Below are 24607 nucleotides of genomic sequence, written 5' to 3' on the forward strand. Positions count from 1 at the left end.
TCCTTGACGGAATCATTTCAAAACGTCGCACGCATCAATTCGTGAATTGGCGTGATCGGTTTTCGTTACTCGGCGGCTTCCTTGACCACCTTCTCCTTCTTCGGACGCGGGCCCTTGGTGGGCTTGGCGTTGTCCGTCAGGATCTCGGTGACGCGCAGAACCGTAATCTCGTCGCGATAGCCGCGCTTGCGGCGCGAATTCTTGCGGCGGCGCTTCTTGAACGCGATGACCTTGGGGCCGCGCTTGTGGTCGAGCACCTCGACCGCAACGGAGGCGCCGGCCACCGTCGGAACGCCCAGGACCGGCGTGTCGCCGCCGACCACCAGAACTTCGCTCAGCTGGATGATCGTGCCAACTTCGCCTTCGATCTTGCCTACTTCGAGAACATCATCCGGCACGACGCGGTATTGCTTGCCGCCGGTTTTGATGACTGCGAACATCGTTTTTTCTCCGTGTTCAATCCCGGCCTCGGGACGAACATCGTCCGGGCCGGCTTTTTGGTCAGTCGCTATGGGTTTATGCGAGTTTTGTGCGGGTGGGAATTATCCCATTGAAAACCCACGCAAAAACAAGCGGCGCGAGAAACGCCCCGCGCCGGTTGTGGGTCTTATAGTCGCCGCCTGCGAAGAGTCAAGGAAAACTGCCGAAAAGGGCCCGGATTTGAAGGATTTGGCCCATGTCCACGCCGGCCATTGAATCTCGGCCCGCACAGCAACCAATGGGTTCCCCCGCTGTTGTCCCCCGCGAATTGGTATTCGGGCAAGGGCTTCCATGGCAACGGATGAGTTGGTCAAGACAACGGGCATCGCCCAGCACGGGGCGAGCCGGCTGCCGTCGGTCGACGTCGACAGCTTCAACATCGAGATCAAGGATGACGAGGGGTTTCTCGGCGACCGCGCCAGCAAGGCTGCGTTTCGCGAAATTCTCGAAGAGTGGCGCAAGCCGCTTCGCAAGAGCGGCGAGGACCCCTTCGGCGACGAGCCGTCCGACAAGATCAGCAAGAAGGCCCTCGATGCCGTTCTGGTCGGCGACGACACGGAGGCCACGGCCGTCGTGCACAGCGCGATCGAAGACTTCGCGCAGGAGCTCGCTTACGTCACACGGCGATTCCTCAAGACCAAGGCCTGGGCCAAAACCGAGTGCATCGTGGTCGGCGGCGGCTTTCGCGCCAGCCGGCTCGGCGAGATCGCGATTGCCCGGGCCGAGATCATCCTCAAATCGGAAGGCTTCAAGGTCGATCTGGTGCCGATCCGCTTTGATCCGGATGATGCCGGCTTGATCGGCGCCCTGCACCTCGCGCCGTCCTGGATTTTCGAGGCCTATGACAGCATTCTCGCGGTCGATATCGGCGGAACCAACATCCGCTGCGGGATCGTCGAGACGCGCTGGAAGAAGGCGCCGGACCTGTCCAAGGCGGTCGTCTTCAAGTCCGATCTGTGGCGCCATGCCGACGATGAGCCGAGCCGCGAGGCCGCGGTGAAGCGGTTGGTCAAGATGCTCCAAGGCCTCATCGAGGACGCCGAGGCCGAAGGCTTCAAGCTCGCGCCGTTCATCGGCATCGCCTGTCCCGGCGTGATCAAGGAGGATGGGTCCATTGAAAAAGGCGCGCAGAACCTGCCGGGCAATTGGGAGAGCAGCAAATTCAACCTGCCCGCGAGCTTGATCGAGGGCATTCCGCAGATCGGCGGGCACGACACCGCGATCGTGATGCACAATGACGGCGTGGTTCAGGGCCTCTCGGAGGTACCCTTCATGCAGCATGTCGCGCGCTGGGGCGTGCTCACCATCGGCACGGGTCTCGGCAATGCCCGCTTCACCAACCGCCGCAAGAACGGTAGCAACGGAAAAGACCGTGATTCTACCGAGAACGGAAAGGAAGCTAACAAGAAAAAGGCCAAGGCCGACAAGGAGTAACCTTGACTGGTTAGGTTAAGGACCACTTTGCGTTGCGGCCCGCGGCCTGCACGCTAGGGTCGAATTGTCGTCTCAATCTGGCCGGCGAAGCCGCCCTTCCCAGCCAGTATTTCACTGAGCGGCACCGGGACCGCCAGTGTTTACCGCGTCTGGCGGTCCCACCCGTTCTTCGGGATGTTTTCCGCCCTTCAGCTCCAGCCGATCCGCTGAAAGAACGCCGCGATCTCCTGCGCGGCGCGATTCGGATCCTCGCGATGCGGGAAGTGGCCGACGCCGGGGAACATCGCAACGTCGACATTGCCGAACGTCTCGCCCAGCCGGTCGGTCCAGGCATAGGGAAACAGCGGATCGTGCTCGGCCCAGCGCACGCAGGTCGGCAAATTGATCGGCGGCAGTTGCGGTGCTTCACCCTTCATCATCGCGACGCGCCCGGCATGTGACGCGCGATAATGCGCAAAGCCGCCGGCGAGATTGCCTTCCTTGAAGAAATTGTCGGCGAAGGCGTCGAGGACATCGTCGAATGCGTTCTTGCGATGTGCCCAACCTTTCAGGAAGTGGGAGATATAGAGCCGGCAGCTCTCGCGGCTCGCGCCGACGAGCCGCACGGCCATCTCCATCTGGTGGAAGGACTGGTACCAGATGTGGTTGAGCCGATCAGGCGCCGCCATGCGCGGCCCGATCCCGGGATAGACGAAATCGAAAAAGAACAGGCCCGCCAGCCGGTCGGGCGCCTGCCGGGCCAGCGGCTGCATCACGGCGCCGCCGACATCGTGGCCGACGACCCCGAATCGCGCGATGCCGAGGGCGTCCATCAGCGCCAGCATGTCCGCCGCATGGCCGTCCGGACCGAAAGGCCCATCCGGCTTGTCGCTGTCGCCGAAGCCGCGCAGATCGGGTGCTACAAGCATAAATCGGTCCGAAAGCCGGGCCATGACCGGCTTCCAGGTCAGCCAGAATTCCGGCCAACCATGCAGCAAAAGCAGCGGTTTTCCGCTTCCTGCGCGAACCACGTGGAATTTGGCGCCATTGGCGGCGATCGTCAGGTGCTCCATGGCAGTTCCTCCCGGCCAAAGCGTTTTCAAGCGAAGTGGACGCCGGTTCGCGTCAAGAAAACGCGTCAAATAAGAATCTGGAGCCCGTTCCGATCCTATCGGAACGGGTTCTAGCTGGTGCGGGGCTGAAAGAGGCAGCGGATTTTCCCCTTTCGCGCCTTGTCTGGCCAGCCATCCTCGCCTATTAACGCCCCCAACCACAGGGGCCTGCCCCTTCATGGCGCCTTCAGGAGAGGTGGCAGAGTGGTTGAATGCACCGCACTCGAAATGCGGCATAGGTGCAAGCCTATCGGGGGTTCGAATCCCTCCCTCTCCGCCATAATCAAAGTGTCCAGCCCGGAGACATAGGTAACGGATCGTACCTAAGAGATGGGTAACAACCTCATGCCCCGAACGGGTTGTCGAGGGGCAGCAGGTTTTCTGCTCCAGGTCGAAGTATCCCAAATCACAGTGCGTGAAAGTTCCGCGTCGCAGCGGCTTTTGTCGCCGTTCCCGGTAAGGCCGCAATTCGACAGCTCACTTGCGGCGGGTCGCCAAGCTTCTCCACAATGACCCTCGCGAGTCCCGCCCGAGGATCTCCCCGATGACCGCCAAAATCGATCTCCTGACGCTGCAGCTGTTCGTGGCGATCGTCGAGGAGCAGAGTATTGCGAAGGCGGCGGAGAAGAAGAACATTGCCGCGTCCGCGGTCAGCCGCCGCATCTCGGATATCGAGGACCGTTTCCAGGTCGAGCTGCTGCATCGTCATTCCAAGGGGATCGAGCCGACGCCGGCCGGGTTTGCTCTGCTCGAGCACGCCCGCATCATCCTCGGCAATTTGAGCAGGCTCGAGACCGAGCTGACCGGATACCGGCAGGGCACGCGCGGGCTGATCCGGGTCTGTGCCAACAAGTCCGCGATCCTCGAATTCCTGGCGGACGAGCTCAGCCTGTTCCTGGAACGGCATCCGATGGTCCGCATCGACATCGAGGAGGATCTCAGCCCCGCGATCGTGCGCGCGGTGGTCGAGAACCGCGCCGACATCGGCATTTTCGGCGGCAACATCGACGGACAGGATCTGGAGTTGCTGTCCTATCGCAGCGACAGCCTGGTCGCGCTGGTCACGCGCGACCATCCGCTGGCCGGCCGCAGCAATGTTCGCTTCCGCGAGCTGGTCGATTTCGACTTCGTCAGCCTGGAGAAGGGCAGCTCGATCGAGACGCTGTGCGTTGGCGCGGCCGCGGCGCTTGGGCAGCATCTCAAGGTGCGCGTCCGCGTCAGCAGTTTCGATGCGCTGTTTCGCGTCATCGATGCCCGGATGGGGGTCGGCGTCGTGCCGCTGGAGATCGTCCAGGGCCGCTATGGCGTCGACAGCCTCGTCACCGTCCCGCTCGACGAGCCGTGGGCATCGCGCAAACTCGTCATGGGCGTGCGCGATTACAATTCGCTGCCGCCGGTCACCAAGCTGCTGGTCGACCATTTGCGGGTGCATGATGATGCGCGTCTCACCATGGACGGCCTCTCCGACCGGCTGACGATCGTGCGGGGCAGAGGCTAGCTCGCCCGCGCCAAGGCCAGCGCCAAGTCGAGCCATCGCGTGGCGCGATGGCTCGCTGCCAAACCGTCACTGCACTTTTCCGGAACGGACTTCTATCCTGTTTCCCAACATCGCGGCCGGTCGGCATGATCGGCAGCCTTACGGCGCATCAGATGCCGAACAGGGAGGACGGATCGTGGACACGCGTGGTCGCACGCTGCTGGCCAAAATCTGGGACCAGCATGTCATCGCGGAGGTCAGCGATGATACCGATCTGCTTCATGTCGATCGCCATTTGCTGCATGACCTCGGCGGCTCCCGCGGCCTGATCGACCTCAAAGGCCGCAACCTCCCGGTTCACAACCCCGAGCTGACCTTCGCGACGCCTGATCATGCGATTTCGACGGCGTCCGGGCGCGCCGGCACGATCAGGACCGGGCAGGAATTGCTGGCGGCGTTGCGGGTCGAGACCTCGGCCAGCGGCATTCAGTTGTTCGACATCGACCAGCCCGGGCAGGGCATCGTCCATGTCATCGGGCCGGAGCTCGGTCTCAGCCTGCCCGGCTGCCTGATCGTCTGCGGCGACAGCCATACCTGCACCCATGGCGGGCTTGGCGCGCTCGCCTTCGGCATCGGCTCCAGCGAGCTCACACATGTGCTGGCGACCCAGACCATCATCCAGCGCCGGCCCAAAACCATGCGCGTGACGTTCGACGGCAAACTGCCGTTCGGCGTGACGGCGAAGGATCTCATCCTCGCCCTGATCGGCCATGTCGGTGCCGCCGGCGGCACCGGCTACGCCGTCGAATACGCCGGCAGTGCGATCAGGGACATGCCGATCGAAGGGCGGCTGACCATCTGCAATCTGTCGGTCGAGCTCGGCGCCAAGATGGGGCTGACTGCGCCTGATGACAAAACGTTCGACTACATCCGCGGCCGTCCCTACGCGCCGCAGGGCGAGATGTGGGACCGCGCCGTCGCGGCATGGCGGACGTTGCGCAGCGACAGCGACGCAAAGTTCGATCGCGAGGTCTCGATCGACGTCGGAACGATCATCCCGCAGATCACCTGGGGCACCAGCCCCGAACATGTGCTCGGTGTCGATGGCCGCATTCCGGATCCCGCCGACATTGCCGATCCGGCGCGCCGCGGCGCGATCGAGATCGCGCTCGATTATATGGGCCTCAAGCCGGGCGCGCCGATCGCGGGCACGCCGGTGGATTGGGTCTTCATCGGCTCCTGCACCAACAGCCGTCTCAGCGATCTGCGCGCCGCAGCCGAGGTCGCGCGTGGCCGCAAGGTTGCGCCGGGCGTGCGGGCCTGGGTCGTGCCGGGTTCGGAGACCGTCAAGCGCGATGCGGTCGCCGAAGGGCTCGACAGGATCTTCATCGACGCGGGCTTCGAATGGCGCGAGCCCGGATGCTCGATGTGCCTCGCCGCCAACGGCGAAACCGTGCCGCCCGGCCAGCGCTCGGTGTCGACGTCGAACCGGAATTTCATCGGCCGGCAAGGACCGCGTGCCCGCACCCATCTGGCGAGCCCGGCCATGGCCGTCGCGGCGGCGGTGTCCGGCGCCATCGCCGACGTCCGAACTCTGGAGCGCTAGATGGCACAACCCTTCACCAAGCTGACGGCGATTGCCGCGCCGATCATGCGCACCAATGTCGATACGGATGTCATCATCAGCATCAACCGCATGATCGGAAATTCCGTTCGCGGCAGTCTCGGCAAATGGGCGTTCGGATCGCTCCGCTATCTGCCCGATGGTTCGGACAATCCGGCGTTCATCCTGAATCGCGAGCCTTATCGTGCCGCGGAGATCCTGGTGACCGGGCCGAATTTCGGCTGCGGCTCGTCGCGCGAGGCGGCGGTGTGGGCGCTTCAGGAGATGGGCATCCGCGCCATCGTCGGATCCGGCTTCGGCGACATCTTCTTCGCCAACTGTTTCCAGAACGGCATCCTGCCGGTGGTGCTGGACAAGGCCGTCATCGACAGCCTTTCGGCGGAGATCGAAGCGAGCCAGGGCGCAGGACGCGTCAGTGTCGATCTGCAGGAGCAGACGGTCACCTCGCCATCGGGGACGCGGCACAGTTTCGAGATCGATCCGCGCCGGCGCGCGGGTTTGCTCGAAGGGCTCGACGAGATTTCGCTGACGCTGCGGCGGGATCAGCAAATCCGCGCCTTCCAGGCATCCGACCGCACCGCGCGGCCGTGGATTCATTTTGCAGGATAATCGGTAAGATAATCGGCAGGACACATCAGGCATGAACACGCTCTCGAACATGATCAAGGTCGCCGTGGTCGGCGGGGAAGGCATCGGTCCTGAAGTGACCGACCAGTCCCATCGCATTCTCAAATGGTTTTCCGCCCGGCGCGGCGTGCCGGTGGCGCTGCGCGAAGCGCAATACGGTCTCATCCCCTATCTCGCGACGGGCAAGGTGTTGCCGGATGACACCGTCGAGGCGATGGAGGAGGCTGACGCGATCCTCTGGGGTGCGACGGGTGGCCCTGAAACCACCGAGGTTCCGCCGGCGGCGCGCAAGGCGGGAAGCCTGCTGTCGCTGCGCAGCAAGTACGACCTCTATGCGAACCTCCGGCCCATCGTCGCCAATCCGGCGCTCGCGGACTCCGCGCCGTTGAAGGCGTCGGTGTTGAAAGACGTCGACTTCATCATCATCCGCGAGCTCACCAGCGGCATCTATTTCGGCGAGCCGCGCGGCATCGAAACGCTGGCCGACGGCCAGCGTCGCGGCTTCAACACCCAGCAATACACCACAAGCCAGATCCGCCGGGTGGCGCGAACCGCGTTCGAGCTGGCGCGAACCCGCAAGGGCCGGGTCTGCTCGGTCGACAAGGCCAACGTGCTGGAAACCAGCGTGCTGTGGCGCGAGGAGGTCACGGCGCTGCATCAAGCGGAATTTTCCGATGTCGAGCTGACGCACCTCTATGTCGACAACGCCGCCATGCAGATCGTGCGGGCGCCGTCGCAATTCGACGTCATGGTGACCTGCAATATTTTTGGCGACATTCTCTCCGATTGCGCGGCGATGGCGTCGGGCTCGCTCGGCATGCTGCCGTCGGTCTCGCTCGGGCCGCCGGATCGACTCGGACGCCGCAAGGCGCTCTATGAACCGGTCCATGGCAGTGCGCCTGACATTGCCGGCAAGGGCATCGCCAACCCGCTCGGTTCCATTCTCAGTGTCGCGATGATGTTGCGTATCACCCTCAATCGGCCCGATGATGCCACGCTGCTGGAGAAGGCCGTGGATACGGCTCTCGCTGCCGGCGCAAGAACGGCTGATATCGCCGAACCCGGCGCAAAAAGACTGTCGACCCGGGAAATGGGCGATGCGGTGCTGAACGCGCTCGACAAGGTGGTCGGCAAGGAGAGGGAGCACGCGTGATGAGGACCAGGGTCACCAGACGGGCCGCGCTGACCATTGTCGCCGGCGCCGGTGCCACCATGGCGGCAGGGCGGGCGTGGGCGGATACCCCCTCGGGCCGCGTGATCTATCCGGTGGCGATCCCGGTCTACCAATCCCAATTCGTTGCCGACCGGGCCGGCTTCTTCAAGGACGCCGGCCTCGATTGCAAGCTGATCCAGGGCGGCAGCGGCGTGAAGACGCGCGAGATCATCGCCTCGTCCCAGGGCGATATCGGCATCGGCGACATCACCCACCCGATGCAGCTCAGCAATCACGGCCGCAGCGCGCGCGTCCTGATGCCGGTCGATACCCGCAGCAACGCCGCGATCTTCATCATCCGCAAGGATCTGTTCGATCAGGGCATCACCACGCTCGAGGCGCTGGCGAAGTGGAAGCGGCCCGACGGGCGCAAACCGATCGTCTCGGTGTCGTCGCTGGGCGGCACCAACCACGTGTGGGCATCCTACTACATGGAAACCATGGGGCTGGACGACAAGGTGACCTGGATCGGCACCGGCAATGTCGACACCATGATGGGCACGCTGAAGACGAAGCAGGTCGACGTTCTCATCAACTCGCCGTCGATCCTGAAGGATTCGGTCGAGCAGGGCTGGGGCGCGCTGCTGTTCGATGGCACGGACGAGGCGGTCTGGGCCAAATATATCGGCGGCAAGGTCCCGGTGACGTCGCACTTCACGCTGCAGTCGAGCATCGACAAGGACCCGCAGAAGATGCAGGCGTTCGTCACCGCGCTGTGGCGCGCCACCCAGTGGATCAAGGGACACTCTCCCGAAGAGATCTATGATGCGATCGAGCCCTATGTCGGCAGCACGTCGCGCGATGCGAACATTTTCGACATCGGCGTCATGAAGAAGGTCACCGACTACGACTGCATCATCGATGCCGAGAGCTTCGCGCGCGGCCAGAAGGTCTGGTTCCGTGAAATGACCGGCATCAAGCCGCTCGCGATGGCCGAAATCGTCAACACCAGCTTCATCGAAGCGGCGCGCAAGGCCTATCCCGCTTGAGCGTGCAGGCATTACATGCGCCGCAGGCCGACGCGTCGCCCGAGACGCAGCGCATCGACGTGCGCGGATTGTGCAAGACCTTCCAGTTGGCGGGTACCGCCATCGAGGCGGTGCGCGACGTTTCCTTCAGTGTCCGGCGCGGCGAATTCGTCGCTCTGCTAGGGCCGTCAGGTTCGGGCAAGAGCACCGTCCTCAACATGATCGCGACGCTGGTCAAGCCGACCAGCGGTCAGATCCTGATCGACGGAACACCTGTCGTTCATGGACGGGCGACGGCTGATGTCGGCTATGTGTTCCAGCGCGATACCCTGTTTCCCTGGCGCACCGTCGCCGACAACATCGGCTACGGTTTGCAGCTGGCGGGCGTCCCGGCGGCGGAGCGCAAGGAACGTATCGATGCCTGCCTGAAACAAGCCGGGCTGCAGGATTTTGGCAACGCCTACCCTTCGGCCCTGTCGGGCGGCATGCGCCAGCGGGCAGCCTTGATGCGAACGCTGGTCGTCGAGCCGCAGGTTCTGCTGATGGACGAGCCGTTCGGCGCGCTCGACACCCACACCAAGATCGACATGCACGATGTGCTGCTGCGCATCTGGGAGCGCGAGAAGCAGACCGTGCTGTTCGTGACCCACGATCTCGGCGAGGCCCTGACGCTGGCCGATCGCATCATCCTGTTTTCCGCGCGGCCCGGCCGGATCAAGGAGAGTTTTGCGGTGGATTTCGCCCGCCCGCGCAACGCCGTGAAGATCCGGGAGACGCCACGTTATGCCGAGCTGTTCCAGCTGATCTGGCACTCGCTCGGCGAGGAATTCATCAAGGGCCGCAAGCCATGAGACGCGCGCGCCACGCCGGCAGGACGTTGGCATGGCAGGCGCTGATCTGCGTCGGCCTCCTCTCGATCTGGCAGTGGGGATACGATCTGCGCGGGCGCCTTCCCTGGCTGGTGCCGGATCTGCTCGACCCCTACTTCATCTCCAAGCCTTCAGACATCTTCGAGCATTTCCTGATCCTGAGTTGCCTCAAGTCGAAGCTCGGCATGTTCAACGGCTGGTTCAATGGTGAATTCGCGCGCTGCATGGCGCGATCCGAGAACAATCTCTGGGTCGCGACCGCCGTCACGCTGAAGAACACGTTCTTCGGTTTCGTGACCGGCGTCAGCAGCGGCTTTGCCGCCGGGCTCGTGCTGGGCCGGTCGGACCGGCTGAGCGCCATTTTCCAGCCGTTCATCACGGCGGTGAATTCGATCCCCCGTATCGCGCTGGCGCCGATCATCGTGCTGGCCTTCGGCATCGGCGACACCTCGAAGGTCGTGACCTCGTGGATCGTGGTCGTCTTCCTCGTCTTCTTCAATACGTTCGAAGGCGCGCGCTCGATCGACGAGGGTTTTGTCAACGCAGCGCGGCTGCTCGGCGCCAGCGAGTGGCAGATCACCCGCACGGTGGTCATCCCCTCGACCATGGCCTGGGTCTTCGCCTCGTTGACGCCCGCGATTTCCTTCGCCCTGATCGGTGTGATCGTCGGCGAGTTCATCGGTGCGGAGCGGGGGATCGGGCGCCTGATCATCGAGTCCGAGGCGCGGGCGGAGGCCTCGGGCATGATGGTCGCCGTCATCGTGCTGATGCTGGTTGGTGTCGCGCTATCCGCGCTGATCTGGCGCTTGCAGGCCTATTTGCTGCGCTGGCAGCAGCACAATCTCGCGGAGTAGCCCGAGGCCGCCCCCTCACTCGATCCAGACCGTCATCCCCGGCTCAAGCGCCTTCTGCGGACCATCCTGATCCAGCCGCAGGCGAAGCGTGTTGCGGTCGTGGTCGCCGACGACGCGCTCGGCCTGCCAGGTTGCGAAGATGCCGATCGGACGCAGCTCGGTGACGACGGATTTGATGGCGGTTGCGTCACCATTGCGCAGCACGTTCGCCGTCTTTCCCATCGCGAGCGCGCCGAGATGGTCCTCGCGGACGTTGAACGAGAGCCATTGCTTGCCTTCCGCCTCGACCATCAGGATCGGCTGGCCGGCACGCACGTTCTCGCCGATTTCGGCAGCGATGACGCTGACCACGCCGTCGGCCGGCGCGCGCAGGATCATCTTGTCGAGCCGCCGCTCCAGCACGGCGACCGCGGTGGCAGCGGCCTGCACCTGTGCATCCGCAATCGCGCGCTCCTCCCGCGTCGGGCCCGCGACTGCGGCATCGTAATTGGCCTGGGCCTGCGCTACATCGGCCCGCGCGGCGGCGACGTCGTTTTCGGCCTGGTCGAGCGCCTGCTGCGACTCGAAGCTCTGGCGCGCCAGTGTGCTGGTGCGCGTGAGCTGCGCCTGCACATAATCGAGACGGGCGCTCGCCTTGGCGATTGCGGCCTTCAGGGAATCGACCTGCTCGCGACGGATGCCGGCATAGACGTGGTCGCGGCTTGCAACGGCCGAGCCGAGCGCGGCCCGGGCCTGATCGGCCTGCGCGGTCAGTTCCACCGCCGACAGTTTTGCCAGGACGTCGCCGGCCTTCACATGGGCGCCCTTCGCGACGGCGATCGACACGAGCTGGCCGTTCACCTCCGGCTCGACCCTGATCTCGGTCGCGCGCACGACGCCGACGAGAGCCGGTGGCGATGCGGGGCGTCGCGTCGCGTAAACCACGGCGCCCGCGACGAGCACGAGCGCAATCGCGCCGATAGCGGCGGGCCTAGCTTTGGACATGTCTCTGTCCTCTCTTGACGGCAAATGCCGAGACCACGGCGAGCGCGAAATAGCCGAGCGCCAGACACCACAATCCGAGCCAGTCATGCGCGACGTCCCGGATACCGGCACCGAGCTGGTTGATGCGGACGAGGCCGTCAATGGCGTGATCGGCGGGAAACAGCTGGCCGAGTGCGCGTGCGGCTTCGGGGATCGCTTCGCGCGGCCATGCGAAGCCCGCGGTGAAGAACTGCGGCAGGCTGGTTGCGAGCAGCAGGAGGGTCGCGTTCTCTGGCCGCGTGAACCATGCGCCGACGGCCTGCCCCAGGAAGCTCGTCGCCAGCAGGAAGATGGTGGCGAGCGCGAAAACCTCCGGCAAATGGCCGAGCGTCGAGAAGCCGTAGATGCGCGGCAGCACGATGAGATAGAGCGCCAGCACCGGAAGGTAGATGGTCAGATGCGCGACGCCGCGTCCAAGCACGCCGGCGAACGCCCCGCCGGGCGAAGCCAGCGCCGTGCCGGTCAGCATCGCCGCGCCGATCAGCAGCGTCTGCTGGAGGATCAGGATGAAGGCCGCAGGCACAATGTAGCTCGCATAGCCGCCGACGGGGTTGAAGATCGGTTGCAGCAGGACGTCGGCCGGGCTCGCGCTCGCCAGCTTCGCCTTGACGAGACTGCCGTCCGAGCGCCCGCCGCGTGAAACGAGTTCGGACGTCAATGCGCCGATCGCCGTGGCGATGCCGCTCGCCGTCGATCTGAACATGAAGAGGTAGGTGGCATCCGCGTAGATCGGCAGGTGCGCGGTGATGCCCTTGAGCACGTCGCGCTCGGTATTTTCAGGGATTTCGACGGCCGCAAAGGCCTTGCCCTGATCGATGGCGGCGCGCGCCTCCGCGACGGTGCGGGTGCGAACTACGACGCTCAGAGCGCCGCTTGCATCCAGATTCTCGACAATCCGCCGGCTGAGCTCGCTGAGATCATTATCGACGACCACGATCGGAAGCTTGCGCAGGATCTGGTTCAGATAGGGCTGCGGATAATAGACGCCGTAGACCAGCGGAGCCAGGAACAGCACGCTGAAGGCGCTTCGCATGCCGAGCACGCGCCGCCACTCGGCGGTGAAGGCGCCGCCGAGGCCCCGCGGCGCGGGAGCGGTCTCGGCCGGTTCGGCAGGTCGTGCCGCCGCAAACCATCCGCTGCGATTGAGGCTCGCCATGCGCAGCCAGGCAAGACCTGAAAAGAGTATCGCGAGGCCGGCGAGTGCAGCGAAGGGGACGGCGGATTCGGAGACGGGCAATCCCCGCGCCGCCTGTCCCAGCAGCACGGCCATGTACCAGCGTAGCGGCAGGATCGCGCTCCAGGTCTGCGCGAAAGCGTTCATGCCGATGGTCGGAAAGCCGACGCCGGCATAGCCGAATGCGGGGGACGCGATCAGGCCCGCAAGTCCGAGCCCTGAGGCGAGGTCGCGGGTGAGGAGCTGCAGCAGGGCGCCGAGTGAGAGGTACGCAATGATCAGGAGCGAGCCGGCCGCGACGATCAGCGGCAAGTCGCCCCTGAACGGAATCTGCAGCACGCCCTCCAGCACGAGCGGCTCTGCCAGCATGATCACGACGAAGATGCAGAACAGGGGCGCAAGCTTGCCGGCCAGCGCGACCAGCGGATCGCCGCCCGCGCTTTCGAGCCAGGCCCGCGCGTCGCGGCGGCGGAATTCGGAGCCGACCGAATAGCCCGCGGCCAGCGTGATCACGACATGGATGATCGTCGGCAGCAACGCGCGCAACAGGAACTGCGCGTAGTTCTTCTGCGGATTGACGAGTGCGATGGTCTCTGCGGCGAGCGTTCCCGTTGACGCCGCGGCAGGTGCGGCGCGCCTGGCGGGAGCCGCGGCATTGGCTGCGGCGGAGAGCGCATCGTTCAGGCCCGATGACGCGATGCCTGCTGCGGTGAGAAACTGCTGGTTATAGAAGCCGACGATCTGCGGGCGCCGCTGCGCTTTCAAATCGCGTTCGAAGTCCGGCGGGATAAAGATGGCCGAGATCGCCCGGCCGGCCCTGATGTCCTGCACGGCCGACGACAGATTGCCGGAGCGGTCGGCGATCCGCAGGCTCGGCGATGCCGCGACAAATTCGGCGATGGCGCGCGATGCGTCCGACTTGTCCTCGTCGACGATGGTCACGCCGAGGCCGCGGATGACCGGATGGCTGAAGACCGCGGTGAGCACCACGAACGCGAACAGCGGCACGCCGAAGATCAATAGCAGCGCCACGCGATCGCGTAGCAGCCAGCGGCACTCGCGCTGAGCGACCAGGAGAAATCCGGGCTTGGTCGCGAGCTTCATTGCCGCGACCGCCAGTCGAGGTAGGCGCTCATGCCCGGCCGCAGCTCGGGCACGGGCTGCACCGGGTAGGCGCGGATCGAGAACGTCCGCAAGTCGAAATCGCCCGAGGCGCGCGTCGCCCGCCAGCTCGCATATTCGCCCTTGGTGGCGATCAGCTTGACCTCGACGGTGACGCTGCGGTCGTTGAGCGCGGGAATGCGAACGTCGAACTTGTCGCCGACCTTCAGGTTCTTGATCAGATCCTCGCGAAGATCGAAATGGACCCAGACGTCGGCGAGATTGATCAGTGTCACCAGCGGTACGCCCGGCGAGACATATTCGCCCGGCTCGACGTTGCGCTGATAGACCTGCGAGGCGACGGGCGCGTAGACCACGAGCTGGTCGATGATCGATTGCACGCTCTGGATATCGGCCTCGGCCTTCTCGACATTGGCCTTGGCGATCGCGCGCTCTTCCTTGGTGTAGCCGTTGACCGCCTGCTCATAGGCGGATTTGGCCTGATCGAGGGCGCGTCCGGTCTCGTGCAGGGCGTCGGTCGCCTGGTCGAGCCGGGCCTGCGGCGCGTTGCCCTGTTCGGTCAGCGTGCGGGTGCGGTCAAAAGTCTTCTGCGCCAGCACCAGAGCCGCTTGCGCGCGGTCCATCTCCGCCTTGCGGGCGGCGACGACCTCGACCCGCGTGCCGACCATGATGTTCGCGAGCTGGGCGTCCGCGACAGCCTTTGCCGCCTTCACCTGCTCCTGCTTCGCCACTGTCTCCGGATTGTCGATCCGGACGAGCACGGCATTCGCGCTGACGTTCTGGCCGCGTTCGGCCGGGATCTCCTTGACCCGTCCATCGACACGCGCGGCGATGTCGAGCCGTGTCGCATCGACCTCGCCCTGGACCAGCAGCGGCTCCGGCCGCAGCAGATAGTAGATCGAGAGCGCGACGACGACGACGGCAACGAAGCCGACAATGATGGCGGGAGTGCGTGCCGAGGAATGCGGATGTTCTGGCGGCGCAACTGCCGCTTCAGGTGTGCCTTGAGATGTGCCTCGCGTCTCGTTGCTACCTGAGGTCGGCACGTCCATGGCTAGCTCCCCTTCGCTCGGCGCCATGACGTCAACTATGTCGCGGCTATCAAACCCTGTCCAATCGCGATGATGTTTTTCACGGTGCGCATCGGGCGATTCAGTAAAACCATGATGATGTGACCCGCCGATTGCATCTGGCTGAATTTTCTGATCCTTTTTTGGTCAGTGTTGCTGCGGTTGATATCGCTGACGTCCGCAAGATTAGTCCGAAGCCCGCCCGGATTGCTGCGCGAGCACCGTCCGTGCCGTCGCGACGAAAGCCTGCGCCGCCGGCGACAGCGAGCGGCCCTGACGCTGAAGCAGCGACACCGGCCGCGTGATCGCCGGCCGCACCAGGGGTCTTGCGATCAGGGTCGGGAATTGATCGGCCGGCAGCATCGTTGCGGGAAGGATCGCAAGCCCGAGCCCCTGCGCCGTCATGGCGAGCGCGGTGTTGATGAGCGTCACTTCATGGGTGGGGGTGAGGTGCTTGCCCTGTGCGCTCAGTGCCTGATCGATCTGCATGCGGATCCGCGTCTCGCGCCGCATCGCGATCGTCGGCCACGCCGCCAGCTCGTCCCAGGTTAGCGACCGCAGCGCGGCGAAGTCGGCCGTGCGCCGGCCGATTGCGCTGAGGCGTCCGCGGGTCAGGGTCTCGATCGTCATCTCGGGGAATTCACCTTCCACGCTTCCGATCGCGAATTCCGCGTCCGTGGACATCATGCGTGGAACGAGATCGTCGGCCGCCATGTCGCGCATGTCGATCTCGATGTCGGGATGGGCGGCGCGGAATGTCGCCAGCACCCGCGGCATCAGTGCCGAGGCGGCGCCGGCCGAGGCCAGGAACGCGACGCGGCCGGCGCGCGCCTGCGCGAGGTCGCGCATGCGGCGCGACAGGCCGAGCGCATCGCCCAACATGCGTTCGGCGGACTGAAAAGCCTCGTCGGCCGCCGGCGTCGGCTGCACCGAGCGCGTGGAGCGATCGAACAATTTGACCCCGAGCTGGGCTTCGAGCTGCTGGATCAGGAGGCTCGCGGCAGACTGCGTGATCCCGAGCTCGCGCGCCGCCCGCGTGATGCTGCGCGTGCGATACACACCGGTGAAGGCCCGCAACTGACGCAAGGTGACGTTCATAGGCAAAGCTCATGAATTGATGAGTTCTTTCCGGCTAATCTTATAAGCGAGCCTGCAATAAAATGCATGCTGCGCCGACGGCAAAGACCGCGGCCTTGGATGGAGACGAGCATGAGGACACAGGTCCTGATCGTGGGCGCCGGCCCCGTCGGATTGACCGCGGCCATGGATCTGGCCTCACGCGGGATCGACGTCGTGGTCGCTGAGATCCGCCACGCCGGCGATCCCCCCAGCGTCAAATGCAATCACGTCTCGGCGCGTTCTATGGAAGTCTTCCGCAGGCTCGGCGTTGCGGCAAAGCTGCGCGACGCTGGCCTGCCTGCGGACTTCCCCAATGATTGCTCCTACCGGACCACGGCGACCGGCATCGAGCTCTGCCGCATCGACATCCCCTCCCGCGCGCGCCGTTACAGCGCAACCGGCGGCCCCGACACCTGGTGGCCGACGCCGGAGCCGCCGCATCGGATCAATCAGGTCTATCTCGAGCCGATCCTGTTCGGCCATGCCGTCGCCCAGCCGCGCATCACCATTCTGGCGCGCACGGAAATCACTGATATCGCGCAGGATGCCGACCACGTGGTTGCGCAGGCACGCAACCTCGACAGCGGAGAGACGCTGCGCATCGAAGCCAGTTTTGTCATCGGGTGTGACGGCAGCCGGTCCCTCGTCCGCAAAGCGATCGGGGCAAGCCTTTCCGGCACGCCGGTGATTCAGCGCGTGCAGTCGACCTTCATCGAAGCGCCGCAACTTAGGGAGTTGATGGGCGCGCACAAGCCGGCCTGGATGGTGCTCTCGCTCAACCCGCGACGCTCGGGCACGACGGTTGCGATCGACGGTCATGACCGCTGGCTGATCCACAATCATCTCAGGCCCGACGAGCCCGAGTTCGATTCGGTCGATCGCGACTGGTCGATCCGGGCTATCCTCGGCGTCGACGAGCGCTTCGAATACAAGATCATCAGCAAGGAGGATTGGGTCGGGCGCCGGCTGGTGGCCGATCGCTTCCGCGACCGCAGGGTTTTCATTTGCGGCGACGCCGCGCATCTCTGGATGCCTTATGCCGGCTACGGCATGAATGCGGGCATTGCGGATGCCGTCGATCTCTGCTGGCAATTGGCGGCGCATCTGAACGGCTGGGCGCAGGTGTCGATCCTCGACGCGTACGAGGCGGAGCGTCAGCCCATCACCGATCAGGTGTCGCGCTTTGCGATGGACCACGCCATGAAGATGATGGCGCAGCGCGGCGGCGTGTCCGCGGAGATCGAGGACGACACGCCGCGCGGCCATGCCGCGCGCGCGGCACTGGCGAGAGCGGCCTATGATCTCAACGTGCAGCAATATTGCTGCGCCGGGCTGAACTTCGGCTATTATTACGATGCGTCGCCGATCATCGCCTATGACGGTGAGACGCCGCCGCCTTACGCGATGGGCAGTTTTACACCCTCCACCGTGCCGGGCGCCCGCGCGCCGCACGTTTTCTTGCGCGACGGGCGGTCGCTCTACGATGCATTCGGCGCGGGCTACAATCTGCTGCGGTTCGACCCGTTGGTCGATGTAGCGCGATTGCAGTCTGCCGCAGCGGCGCGCGGCATTCCGCTCGCGCTGGTCGACATCGCGCCGGACGAGGCAGGCGGCGCCTATGCCGAGAAGCTCGTGCTGGTGCGGCCCGATCAGCACATCGCCTGGCGCGGGCAGGCGGCGCCCGAAGATTCGCAAGCATTATTGGCGCGTCTCACTGGCGCGGCGGCGTAAGCAACTCACAAAAAAACACAGGGAGGGGAATGTGTCTCACGTTGCAAGGCGCCGCATGCTGGCTGTGCTGACGGCCGCGGCCTTCGCCGTGCTGCCACTGCAGGCGGCCGACGCGGCCTATCCGGAGCAGTTGATCAAGATCATCGTGACCTTTCCGCCCGGCGGCAGCGCCGACACCGTCATCCGGGCGCTCGAGCCGGTGGTCACCGCCGAGCTCAAGCAGAGTCTCGTGATCGAGAATCGCGCCGGGGCCGGGGGCAATATCGGCATGGCCGCGGTCGCGCAGGCCAAGCCCGACGGATACACGCTCGGCGTTGCGCCGGCGGGCGCGCTGACGGTGAACCCGCACCTCAATTCGTCGATGCCGTTCGATCCGAAGGATCTCGCGCCGATCACGCTGCTTGCGGAAATTCCCTTCGTGCTGGTCGCGTCCGCGAATATCCCCGCGCACAATGTTGCGGAGACGGTCGCGCTCGCCAAGGAGAAGCCGGGCGCGCTGTCGATCGGCCATGGCGGCAATTCGACGGCGATGCATCTGACGGCCGCGCTGTTCACGCAGAAGGCCGGGATCGCGATGGAGCTGGTTCCGTATCGCGGCACGGCGCTGGCCGCGGTCGATGTTCTCGCAGGACACGTTCCCTTCGCGGTGCTGGATATCCCGGCGTCGATGCAATTGATCCTCGACGGCAAGCTGAATGCGATCGGCGTGTCGTCGGCACGTCGCGTTCCGTCCCTGCCGAAGGTGCCGACGCTGGCCGAGAGCGGGATTGCGGGGTTTGAATCCGTCGGGTGGTTCGGACTTGTCGCTCCCTCGGGCACGCCCGCAGACATCGTCGCCAGGCTGAACGAGGCCTTCGTGAAAGCGCTGAAGGACCCGTCGGTGGCGGAGAAGATCCGGACTTTCGGCGCCGAGCCCGCGCCGACATCGCCGGAGCAGTTCGGCAATTTCATTCAGAGCGAAAGCACGAAATGGGGCAAGCTCATCAACGAGGCCGGCATCAAAGCGAACTGAACGCGATCCTCACGCCACGCCGGCCGGCTTCTCCAGATCGGCCCAGATCTTCGCAAAATAGTCCTGGAATTGCGGGTCGGTGCGCAGGCCGGCGGGGTCGCGGCCGGCGCGGGGCAGGTCGATCACGTGCATCGACCGGACCGTGGCCGGGCGTGCGCTCAGCACGAGCACGCGATCGGCCATCGCGACGGCCTCGCCGATGTCGTGGGTGACGAGAATGGCGCTCTTGCCGCGCTCGGCGATGATCCTGGAGACGTCGGTCTGCATCAGGAGGCGGGTCTGGAAGTCCAGCGCTGAGAACGGCTCGTCGAGCAGGATCACCTCAGGGTCGAAGGCGAGCGTGCGCATGATGGCGACGCGCTGGCGCATGCCGCCGGACAGCGCCGCCGGCTTGGCGTGCTCGAAGCCAGAGAGGCCGTAAGTCCGGATCAGTTCCAGCGCGATCTCGCGCGCACGCGGCTTTGGCGTCTTGCGAATCTCCAGCCCGAGCATGACGTTGTCGAGCACGCTGCGCCATGGCAGCAGCAGATCCTTCTGCAGCATGTAGCCGACATGGCCGGCAGCATCGTCGACGCGGCGCCCGCCGACCTCGACATGGCCGTGGGTCGGCCGCAGCAGGCCGGCAATGGCATTGAACAGCGTGGACTTGCCGCAGCCGGAAGGACCGACGATCGCCAGCGTCTCGCCGCGGCGGAGCTCAAAGTCCACCTTGCGGATCGCCTCGAGCGGCCGCCCCTGCCCATCGAAGGTGACGCCGACATTCTCGGCGCGCAGCACGATCGGTTCTGAAGCTGCGAGATTATGCGCCAGCGCATTCATCGGTCTACCTTCTTGCAGAAGTCGAGCAGCGTGTCGTTGAAGATTTTTGGTGTAACCACGCTGAAGGCGTGTGCGCCCCAATCGACCTCGTGCACGTGGGCATCAGGAATGGCGGCGGCGAGCTCGCGCGTGAGATAGGACGGCACCAGCGCGTCGTCCTTGGCGGAGGACAGCAGCGTCGGCACGTTGATTTCGGCGAGCCGCCTGCCGCCCTCGAACGCCAGGAACATGTCGATGCGCTGGTTCATCGTCGCGACGGAGGGGAAGTGCTTCAGGATCTTTTCTTCCTCGACATCGAGATGGGCGATGTTCTCGGAAATCCATTGCGGCGGATAGAGGAACAGCGGTTGCGCGCGCACATAGGCTTGCGGGCCGGACTGGTTGAGCAGGGCTTTGCGGATCTCGAAGCAGCGCTTCAGGAACGGATCGGCGCGGCCCCAGCCGTTGACGACGGCAAGGCTGCGCAGGCGCTTGGGGTGGCGCAATGCGAGCTCGATGCCGACGATGCCGCCGATGGCATGGCCGACCACATGCGCCGTATCGACGCCGGCATGGTCGAGCACGCTGGCGATGTCGTCGGCCATGCCGGCGATGCTGCGGCTGCCGGCTGCGCTGCGGCCGGTGCCGACGTGGTCGTAGAGGATGACCTGGTGGTGTGCCGCAAGCGCGCCGAGTTGCGGCGCCCAGAATGAGCCGCTGCCGCCCATGCCGGCGGAGAGCACGATCGGCGTGCCGTGCCCGTGAAGTTCGTAATAGATGTCGGCGTTCTCGCCGCGTGCAAAAGCCATGACGTCCCAGCTATTGGAGTGATGTGTGTCGGATCAGGAGAGCAGGCGCCGTTCGATCAGATCGATCGCGCCGTACATCAGCAGGGCCACCACCATCAGCGTCGCGATGCCGACCCAGACCGCGTTGAGGTCGTAGAGCACGCCGGCGTAGTAGATCATGTAGCCGAGGCCCTCCTTGGAGGCGATGTACTCGCCGACGACGGCACCGATCAGGGCGAAGCCGACATTGAGGCGGAAGGCCGCGACGATCCACGGCATCGCGCCGGGGACGATGACGGTGCGCCAGGTCTTCCACCGCGAGGCCCCGAGCGAGCGCAGCAGCTTGACGAGATCGGCGTCGACCTCCTTGGCGCCCTGCAGCGCGGTGATGACCGCGACGATGAAGGTGATGATCGCCGCGATCGCGATCTTCGAGGAGAGACCGATGCCGAACCAGACGATGATCAGCGGCGCCAGTGCGATTTTCGGCAGGCCGTTGAGTGCGATGAGGTAAGGCCGCAGCACCGCGGCGCCTGTCGGCACCAGCCACAGCGAAAGTCCCGCCGCACTGCCGAGCACCGTCCCGATCAGGAAACCCGCGATCGCTTCCCATGCGGTGAGCGCCGCGTCCCGCAACAGCTCGCCGCTGGCGATCAGCTTGGCACCCTTCGCGATGATGCCGCTCGGCTGGCCGTAGAGATAGACCGCGATGAGGCCGAAGCGGATCGCAAGCTCCCAGGCCGCGAGCAGCGCCACCAGCAAGGCGATCTGGAGCAGCGCAATCCGCAATGCGGACGGCAGCTTGAATCGCGCGCCGCCCGTTACCGCGGCCTGGCCAGCGTCGAGCACGGCCACCTCACGACCTCTTGTGCGCGATCGAGGCGATCTCGACGAGGCAGGCCGGCTTCACGAGGCCGCATTGGATGCAGAAGCGCGCCGGCTTCTCGCCCGGGAAATACTCGGCATAGACCTTGTTGACCGCGCCGTAGTTGGCCCAATCGGTGATGAAGATGGAGTTGAAGGTGACGTCGGCAAGGCTCGAGCCCGCCGTCTCCAGCACGCGCTTGATGGTTTCGAGGATGTGCCGGGTCTGGCCGGCGGCATCGCCCTCGTGCACGACGTCGTTGTTGGCATCGAAGGCCAGCGTGCCCGACACGTAGATCACGTTGTCGGCCATCATGCCCGGCGAGAACGGGGCAATGGGGGCGTGGGTGCCGGTCGGAATAATGGCGCGGTCGGTCATAGCGAGTCCTCTTTGGCTGGAACGGCTTCGGTCTGGGCAAAGGCGCGGCGGAAGTCGCTTGCGGACGAGACCCAGCCGAAGAATGTCTCGATGTTGAAGATTGAGGCCTTCTGGATGTAGTCGGGTCCGGCCTGATGCGTCGCGTCCTCCAGCATCACGCCGAAATATTCGAGGTGGAAGCCGTCGCGCAGCGTCGACTCCACGCAGACATTGGTGGCGATGCCGCAGAACACGAGGTTGCGGATGCCGCGGGCGCGCAAAATGCTGTCGAACTGGCTGTTGAAGAAGCCGCTGTAGCGCGTCTTGGGCACCACGATGTCGCCGGGCTTGGGCTGGAGATCGTCGACCAGCGCGTAGTCCCAGCCGCCCTTGGCGAGCAGCTTGCCCTGCAGCTCCGGCCGCTTGCGCATGGTCTTGAGCGCGTTCGACTTGTGCCAGTTCGGCGAGCCCGGCCCGCCGGCCTCGACGTAGTCGGCATCCCAGCCGTTCTGGAAGAAGATCACGGGAACGCCGGCGCCGCGCGCGACGCTGACCACGTCCTGGATCGCCGTGATCGCGGCCTTGGCGCCGGAGATGTCGAAACCGGCGAGATCGAGATAGCCGTTCGGCGAAGCATAAGCGTTCTGCATGTCGACGACGACCACGGCGGTCTCGTCGACGGCGAGCCGGAGCGGCTCGGGCCGCGCCGGCAGGGTGACGTAACGCGCCTCACGCGCGGGAGACGTATTCACTGTCATGACGCGAGCCCGAACTGCTTGGTGGCCTGCTCGGCAAAACGATTGTCCACCATCTGCGCGTAGGGAAGGACGGTCTGCACCGCGCCGCCGCCCTGTTCGAGCTGCATCGCGCGGTCCCATTCGTCCGCGGAGATGGTGGGGTTGCGCGGGATCGCGGTCCTGGAGCCGAAGAAGTTCTTGGTCGCGCTCGCGACAACCGCCGGCGTGACCTTCGGGAAATACTTTTCGGCGACCTCGGTGAAGACCGCGTTGTTCTCGTGCATCAGCTTCTGCGCTTCGGCGATCGCGTTGCAGAAGCCCTGCACAGCCGCAGGGTTGCTCGCAATCGTCTCTTCCGTCGCCATCGCGGTGGTGAAGCAGAGGGAGCCGAGCGCGTCGGCAAAGGACAGCACCGGCACGAGGCCGAACTGTTCGGCCGCGATGCTGACGTCCCATTCGAAGGCGGTGGCGATGTCGGCGCGGCCGTCCTTCACTGCGGCGGCCTGCGCGCCCGGCGGCAATTCGAGGAAAGTGACGCCGGCTTCCTTCGGATCGAACTTGCCGACGGTCTTGATCGCGTAGGTCGGCACCTGGATGGTCGAGGACGGGAATTTCAGCGTGGCGACGGTCTTGCCGCGCAGATCGTCGATCGTCTTGATCTTGCTGTCGGGCTTGGCGATGCCCCACATCGACACGCCGCCGACGATCTTCGCGATGTTCTTGATCTTGCCGCCCTCGCGAACCGCGTTGACCGACATGCCCGGGCTGGTGACGCCGATCTGGCCGCGGCCGGACAGCAGGATCGGCACCGGCAGGGCGATGCCGCCGGCGGTGGAGAGGTCGGCATCAAGGCCGTGCTTGGCGAACAGCCCCTTGTCCGCGGCGACATAGAGCGAGTTGTACATGCCGAGCCGGAGCGCCTCGGCGATCGCGACCTTGCTGCCGACCGCGAAGCCCGGGGTGCCGAGGCCGGTCAGCGGCGCTGTGGCCGCGCCGAGGAGAGAATATTTCACGAGGTCGCGTCTGTTGATCACGTCCCAGTCCTTTGGCTTGTCAGAACAACGAGTTAGCTCGCTATCTGCTCAATTGGTGGTCATTCCTGGTCTTCGCCCAAAATCCTTGCATTGGAGATTTTCATCAACAATCCGGAATAGAGAGATATATTTATAAGATATGCTGATAGATCACCTCGACCTGAAACAGCTCCGCGCCTTTGTCCGCGTCGTCGAGACCGGCAGCTTCAGCGCCGCAGCGCGCGCGCTCGGCATGTCGCAATCCGCCGTCAGCCAGGCCGTGCGCCAGCTTGAGGACGGTCTGCAGGTGCGGCTGCTCGACCGCACCACGCGAAAGCTTCAGCTCAGCAAGGTCGGTGCGGATTTCATGCCGGGCATCCAGCGCCTGCTCGCCGATCTCGATCGCCAGCTCCAGGATCTGCGCGACCTGCGCGAACATCGCCGCGGCCATGTCACGGTGGCTTGCGTGCCGTCGGTGGCATTGCGGCTGATGCCGCGCGTGCTCGCCGCATTCCAGCGCGAGCATCCGATGGTGGCGGTGACGCTGAAGGAGATTTCACGGCACCAGATCTTTGCGGCGCTGCGCGGCGGCGATGTCGATCTCGGCATCGCGAACGTTCCGGGCGACGATCCCGAGCTCGATGCCTCGCACCTGCTCGTCGACAATTTCGCGCTGGTGATGCGCCGCGATCATCCGCTCAGCGTGCGCGATGCCGTGAGCTGGACGGAGGCGTCGAAAGCCGGCCTCGTGGTGATGGCATCCGGCACCGGGATCCGGCTCGAGATCGAGCGCGGAGTCGCCGAGCTTGGCCACGGCACGCCGATCCATGAAGCCGAGCATCCCGCCACGCTGCTGGCGCTGGTCGAAGCCGGTGTCGGCGTTGCGCCTTTGCCGAGTCTCGCCTGGCCGGAGGCCGACCATCCCGTGCTGACCTGGCGCAAGCTGGTCGAGCCCGTGATCGAGCGCGAGCTCTATCTGATCTGGCGCATCGGCCGCGACCTCTCGCCGGCCGCGCGTGCGCTTCAACGCGGCATTTTGGCGGGGGCTCAGGCGATCCGCGACCAGAAGCTTGCCGGCTGACGCGCAAAGCGTGGCGATGACGGGGTTGAACCTGCCATCGTCGCAATCCGACCAACATCCCGCGACCGGCAGGGAGAGAG

At 65.1% G+C, this 24607-nt stretch carries 23 protein-coding genes and 1 tRNA gene; 12 read left to right on the top strand and 12 right to left on the bottom strand.

Annotation, left to right across the window (positions count from 1 at the left end; translation table 11 throughout):
• Positions 1-65: 65 nt before the first annotated feature.
• Complete coding sequence (gene rplU, locus RAD16_RS33900) at positions 66-440, bottom strand: 50S ribosomal protein L21 (RefSeq protein ID WP_458162199.1); 375 nt, start codon at positions 438-440, stop codon at positions 66-68.
• Positions 441-771: 331 nt separating this feature from the next.
• Between rplU and RAD16_RS33905 the strand changes: the two genes are divergently transcribed.
• Positions 772-1914 carry an ROK family protein gene (locus RAD16_RS33905; protein WP_458162200.1) on the top strand — a complete coding sequence of 381 codons (1143 nt, stop codon included), beginning with the start codon at positions 772-774 and terminating at the stop codon, positions 1912-1914.
• A gap of 188 nt (positions 1915-2102) precedes the next feature.
• On the opposite strand, the gene RAD16_RS33910 is transcribed toward RAD16_RS33905, so the two are convergent.
• On the bottom strand, positions 2103-2966 hold the full coding sequence (locus RAD16_RS33910) for an alpha/beta fold hydrolase (protein WP_458162201.1): 864 nt from the start codon (positions 2964-2966) through the stop codon (positions 2103-2105).
• Between the two features lie 229 nt (positions 2967-3195).
• On the opposite strand from RAD16_RS33910, the gene RAD16_RS33915 reads away from it, so the two are divergent.
• The 8 genes from RAD16_RS33915 (at position 3196) to RAD16_RS33950 (ending at position 10637) form a co-directional block, all read left to right on the top strand.
• Positions 3196-3285, top strand: a tRNA-Ser gene (locus RAD16_RS33915).
• Between the two features lie 264 nt (positions 3286-3549).
• Positions 3550-4503, top strand: a complete 954-nt coding sequence (locus tag RAD16_RS33920; protein ID WP_458162202.1) for a LysR family transcriptional regulator — start codon at positions 3550-3552, stop codon at positions 4501-4503.
• Positions 4504-4678: 175 nt separating this feature from the next.
• Positions 4679-6088 carry a 3-isopropylmalate dehydratase large subunit gene (leuC, locus tag RAD16_RS33925; RefSeq protein ID WP_458162203.1) on the top strand — a complete coding sequence of 470 codons (1410 nt, stop codon included), beginning with the start codon at positions 4679-4681 and terminating at the stop codon, positions 6086-6088.
• A complete protein-coding gene (gene leuD / locus RAD16_RS33930) occupies positions 6089-6715 on the top strand; it encodes a 3-isopropylmalate dehydratase small subunit (RefSeq protein WP_458162204.1) in 627 nt (208 codons plus the stop codon).
• Between the two features lie 31 nt (positions 6716-6746).
• Positions 6747-7886: a 3-isopropylmalate dehydrogenase gene (gene leuB, locus RAD16_RS33935; RefSeq protein WP_458162205.1), complete on the top strand. Its 1140-nt coding sequence runs from the start codon at positions 6747-6749 to the stop codon at positions 7884-7886.
• The gene (locus RAD16_RS33940; protein WP_458162206.1) at positions 7886-8935 is read left to right on the top strand and encodes an ABC transporter substrate-binding protein; all 1050 of its coding nucleotides are present in this window, start codon (positions 7886-7888) and stop codon (positions 8933-8935) included. The genes leuB and RAD16_RS33940 overlap by 1 nt, the downstream gene beginning before the upstream one ends.
• Complete coding sequence (locus tag RAD16_RS33945; protein ID WP_458162207.1) at positions 8932-9765, top strand: ABC transporter ATP-binding protein; 834 nt, start codon at positions 8932-8934, stop codon at positions 9763-9765. The genes RAD16_RS33940 and RAD16_RS33945 overlap by 4 nt, the downstream gene beginning before the upstream one ends.
• Positions 9762-10637 (top strand): ABC transporter permease, encoded by an 876-nt coding sequence (locus RAD16_RS33950; protein WP_458162208.1) that lies wholly within the window; start codon positions 9762-9764, stop codon positions 10635-10637. Before RAD16_RS33945 ends, RAD16_RS33950 begins: the two co-directional genes overlap by 4 nt.
• Positions 10638-10652: 15 nt before the next feature.
• Here the strand turns inward: RAD16_RS33950 and RAD16_RS33955 are convergent, their stop codons facing one another.
• The 4 genes from RAD16_RS33955 to RAD16_RS33970 all read right to left on the bottom strand — a co-directional run bounded on the left by RAD16_RS33955 (position 10653) and on the right by RAD16_RS33970 (position 16124).
• Positions 10653-11621, bottom strand: coding sequence for an HlyD family secretion protein (locus RAD16_RS33955; protein WP_458162209.1), 969 nt, complete (start codon positions 11619-11621; stop codon positions 10653-10655).
• Positions 11608-13938 (bottom strand): ABC transporter permease, encoded by a 2331-nt coding sequence (locus RAD16_RS33960; RefSeq protein WP_458162210.1) that lies wholly within the window; start codon positions 13936-13938, stop codon positions 11608-11610. The genes RAD16_RS33955 and RAD16_RS33960 overlap by 14 nt, the downstream gene beginning before the upstream one ends.
• Positions 13935-15008, bottom strand: a complete 1074-nt coding sequence (locus RAD16_RS33965) for an HlyD family secretion protein (protein ID WP_458162211.1) — start codon at positions 15006-15008, stop codon at positions 13935-13937. Before RAD16_RS33965 ends, RAD16_RS33960 begins: the two co-directional genes overlap by 4 nt.
• Positions 15009-15212: 204 nt before the next feature.
• Positions 15213-16124, bottom strand: coding sequence for a LysR family transcriptional regulator (locus RAD16_RS33970; protein WP_458162212.1), 912 nt, complete (start codon positions 16122-16124; stop codon positions 15213-15215).
• Between the two features lie 111 nt (positions 16125-16235).
• Here RAD16_RS33970 and RAD16_RS33975 point away from each other — a divergent pair, with 111 nt between their 5' ends.
• Complete coding sequence (locus RAD16_RS33975; RefSeq protein ID WP_458162213.1) at positions 16236-17876, top strand: FAD-dependent oxidoreductase; 1641 nt, start codon at positions 16236-16238, stop codon at positions 17874-17876.
• Between the two features lie 31 nt (positions 17877-17907).
• Positions 17908-18888 (top strand): Bug family tripartite tricarboxylate transporter substrate binding protein, encoded by a 981-nt coding sequence (locus RAD16_RS33980; protein ID WP_458162214.1) that lies wholly within the window; start codon positions 17908-17910, stop codon positions 18886-18888.
• 9 nt (positions 18889-18897) lie between these two features.
• On the opposite strand, the gene RAD16_RS33985 is transcribed toward RAD16_RS33980, so the two are convergent.
• Genes RAD16_RS33985 through RAD16_RS34010 form a run of 6 tightly spaced genes read right to left on the bottom strand, consistent with a single transcriptional unit; the run spans position 18898 to position 23467 of the window.
• A complete protein-coding gene (locus tag RAD16_RS33985) occupies positions 18898-19707 on the bottom strand; it encodes an ABC transporter ATP-binding protein (protein WP_458162215.1) in 810 nt (269 codons plus the stop codon).
• Positions 19704-20495, bottom strand: coding sequence for a pyrimidine utilization protein D (gene rutD / locus RAD16_RS33990; protein ID WP_458162216.1), 792 nt, complete (start codon positions 20493-20495; stop codon positions 19704-19706). Before rutD ends, RAD16_RS33985 begins: the two co-directional genes overlap by 4 nt.
• Before the next feature lie 33 nt (positions 20496-20528).
• Entirely contained in the window at positions 20529-21329 is an 801-nt protein-coding gene (locus tag RAD16_RS33995) for an ABC transporter permease (RefSeq protein ID WP_458162217.1), read from the bottom strand.
• Between the two features lies 1 nt (position 21330).
• Positions 21331-21717 carry a pyrimidine utilization protein C gene (gene rutC / locus RAD16_RS34000; protein WP_458162218.1) on the bottom strand — a complete coding sequence of 129 codons (387 nt, stop codon included), beginning with the start codon at positions 21715-21717 and terminating at the stop codon, positions 21331-21333.
• Positions 21714-22454, bottom strand: a complete 741-nt coding sequence (gene rutB, locus RAD16_RS34005) for a pyrimidine utilization protein B (protein WP_458162219.1) — start codon at positions 22452-22454, stop codon at positions 21714-21716. Before rutB ends, rutC begins: the two co-directional genes overlap by 4 nt.
• Positions 22451-23467 (bottom strand): ABC transporter substrate-binding protein, encoded by a 1017-nt coding sequence (locus RAD16_RS34010; RefSeq protein WP_458162220.1) that lies wholly within the window; start codon positions 23465-23467, stop codon positions 22451-22453. Before RAD16_RS34010 ends, rutB begins: the two co-directional genes overlap by 4 nt.
• A 139-nt stretch (positions 23468-23606) precedes the next feature.
• On the opposite strand from RAD16_RS34010, the gene RAD16_RS34015 reads away from it, so the two are divergent.
• On the top strand, positions 23607-24527 hold the full coding sequence (locus tag RAD16_RS34015; RefSeq protein WP_458162221.1) for a LysR family transcriptional regulator: 921 nt from the start codon (positions 23607-23609) through the stop codon (positions 24525-24527).
• Positions 24528-24607 lie beyond the last annotated feature (80 nt).

It is taken from the genome of Bradyrhizobium sp. 18BD (genome assembly GCF_054185225.1).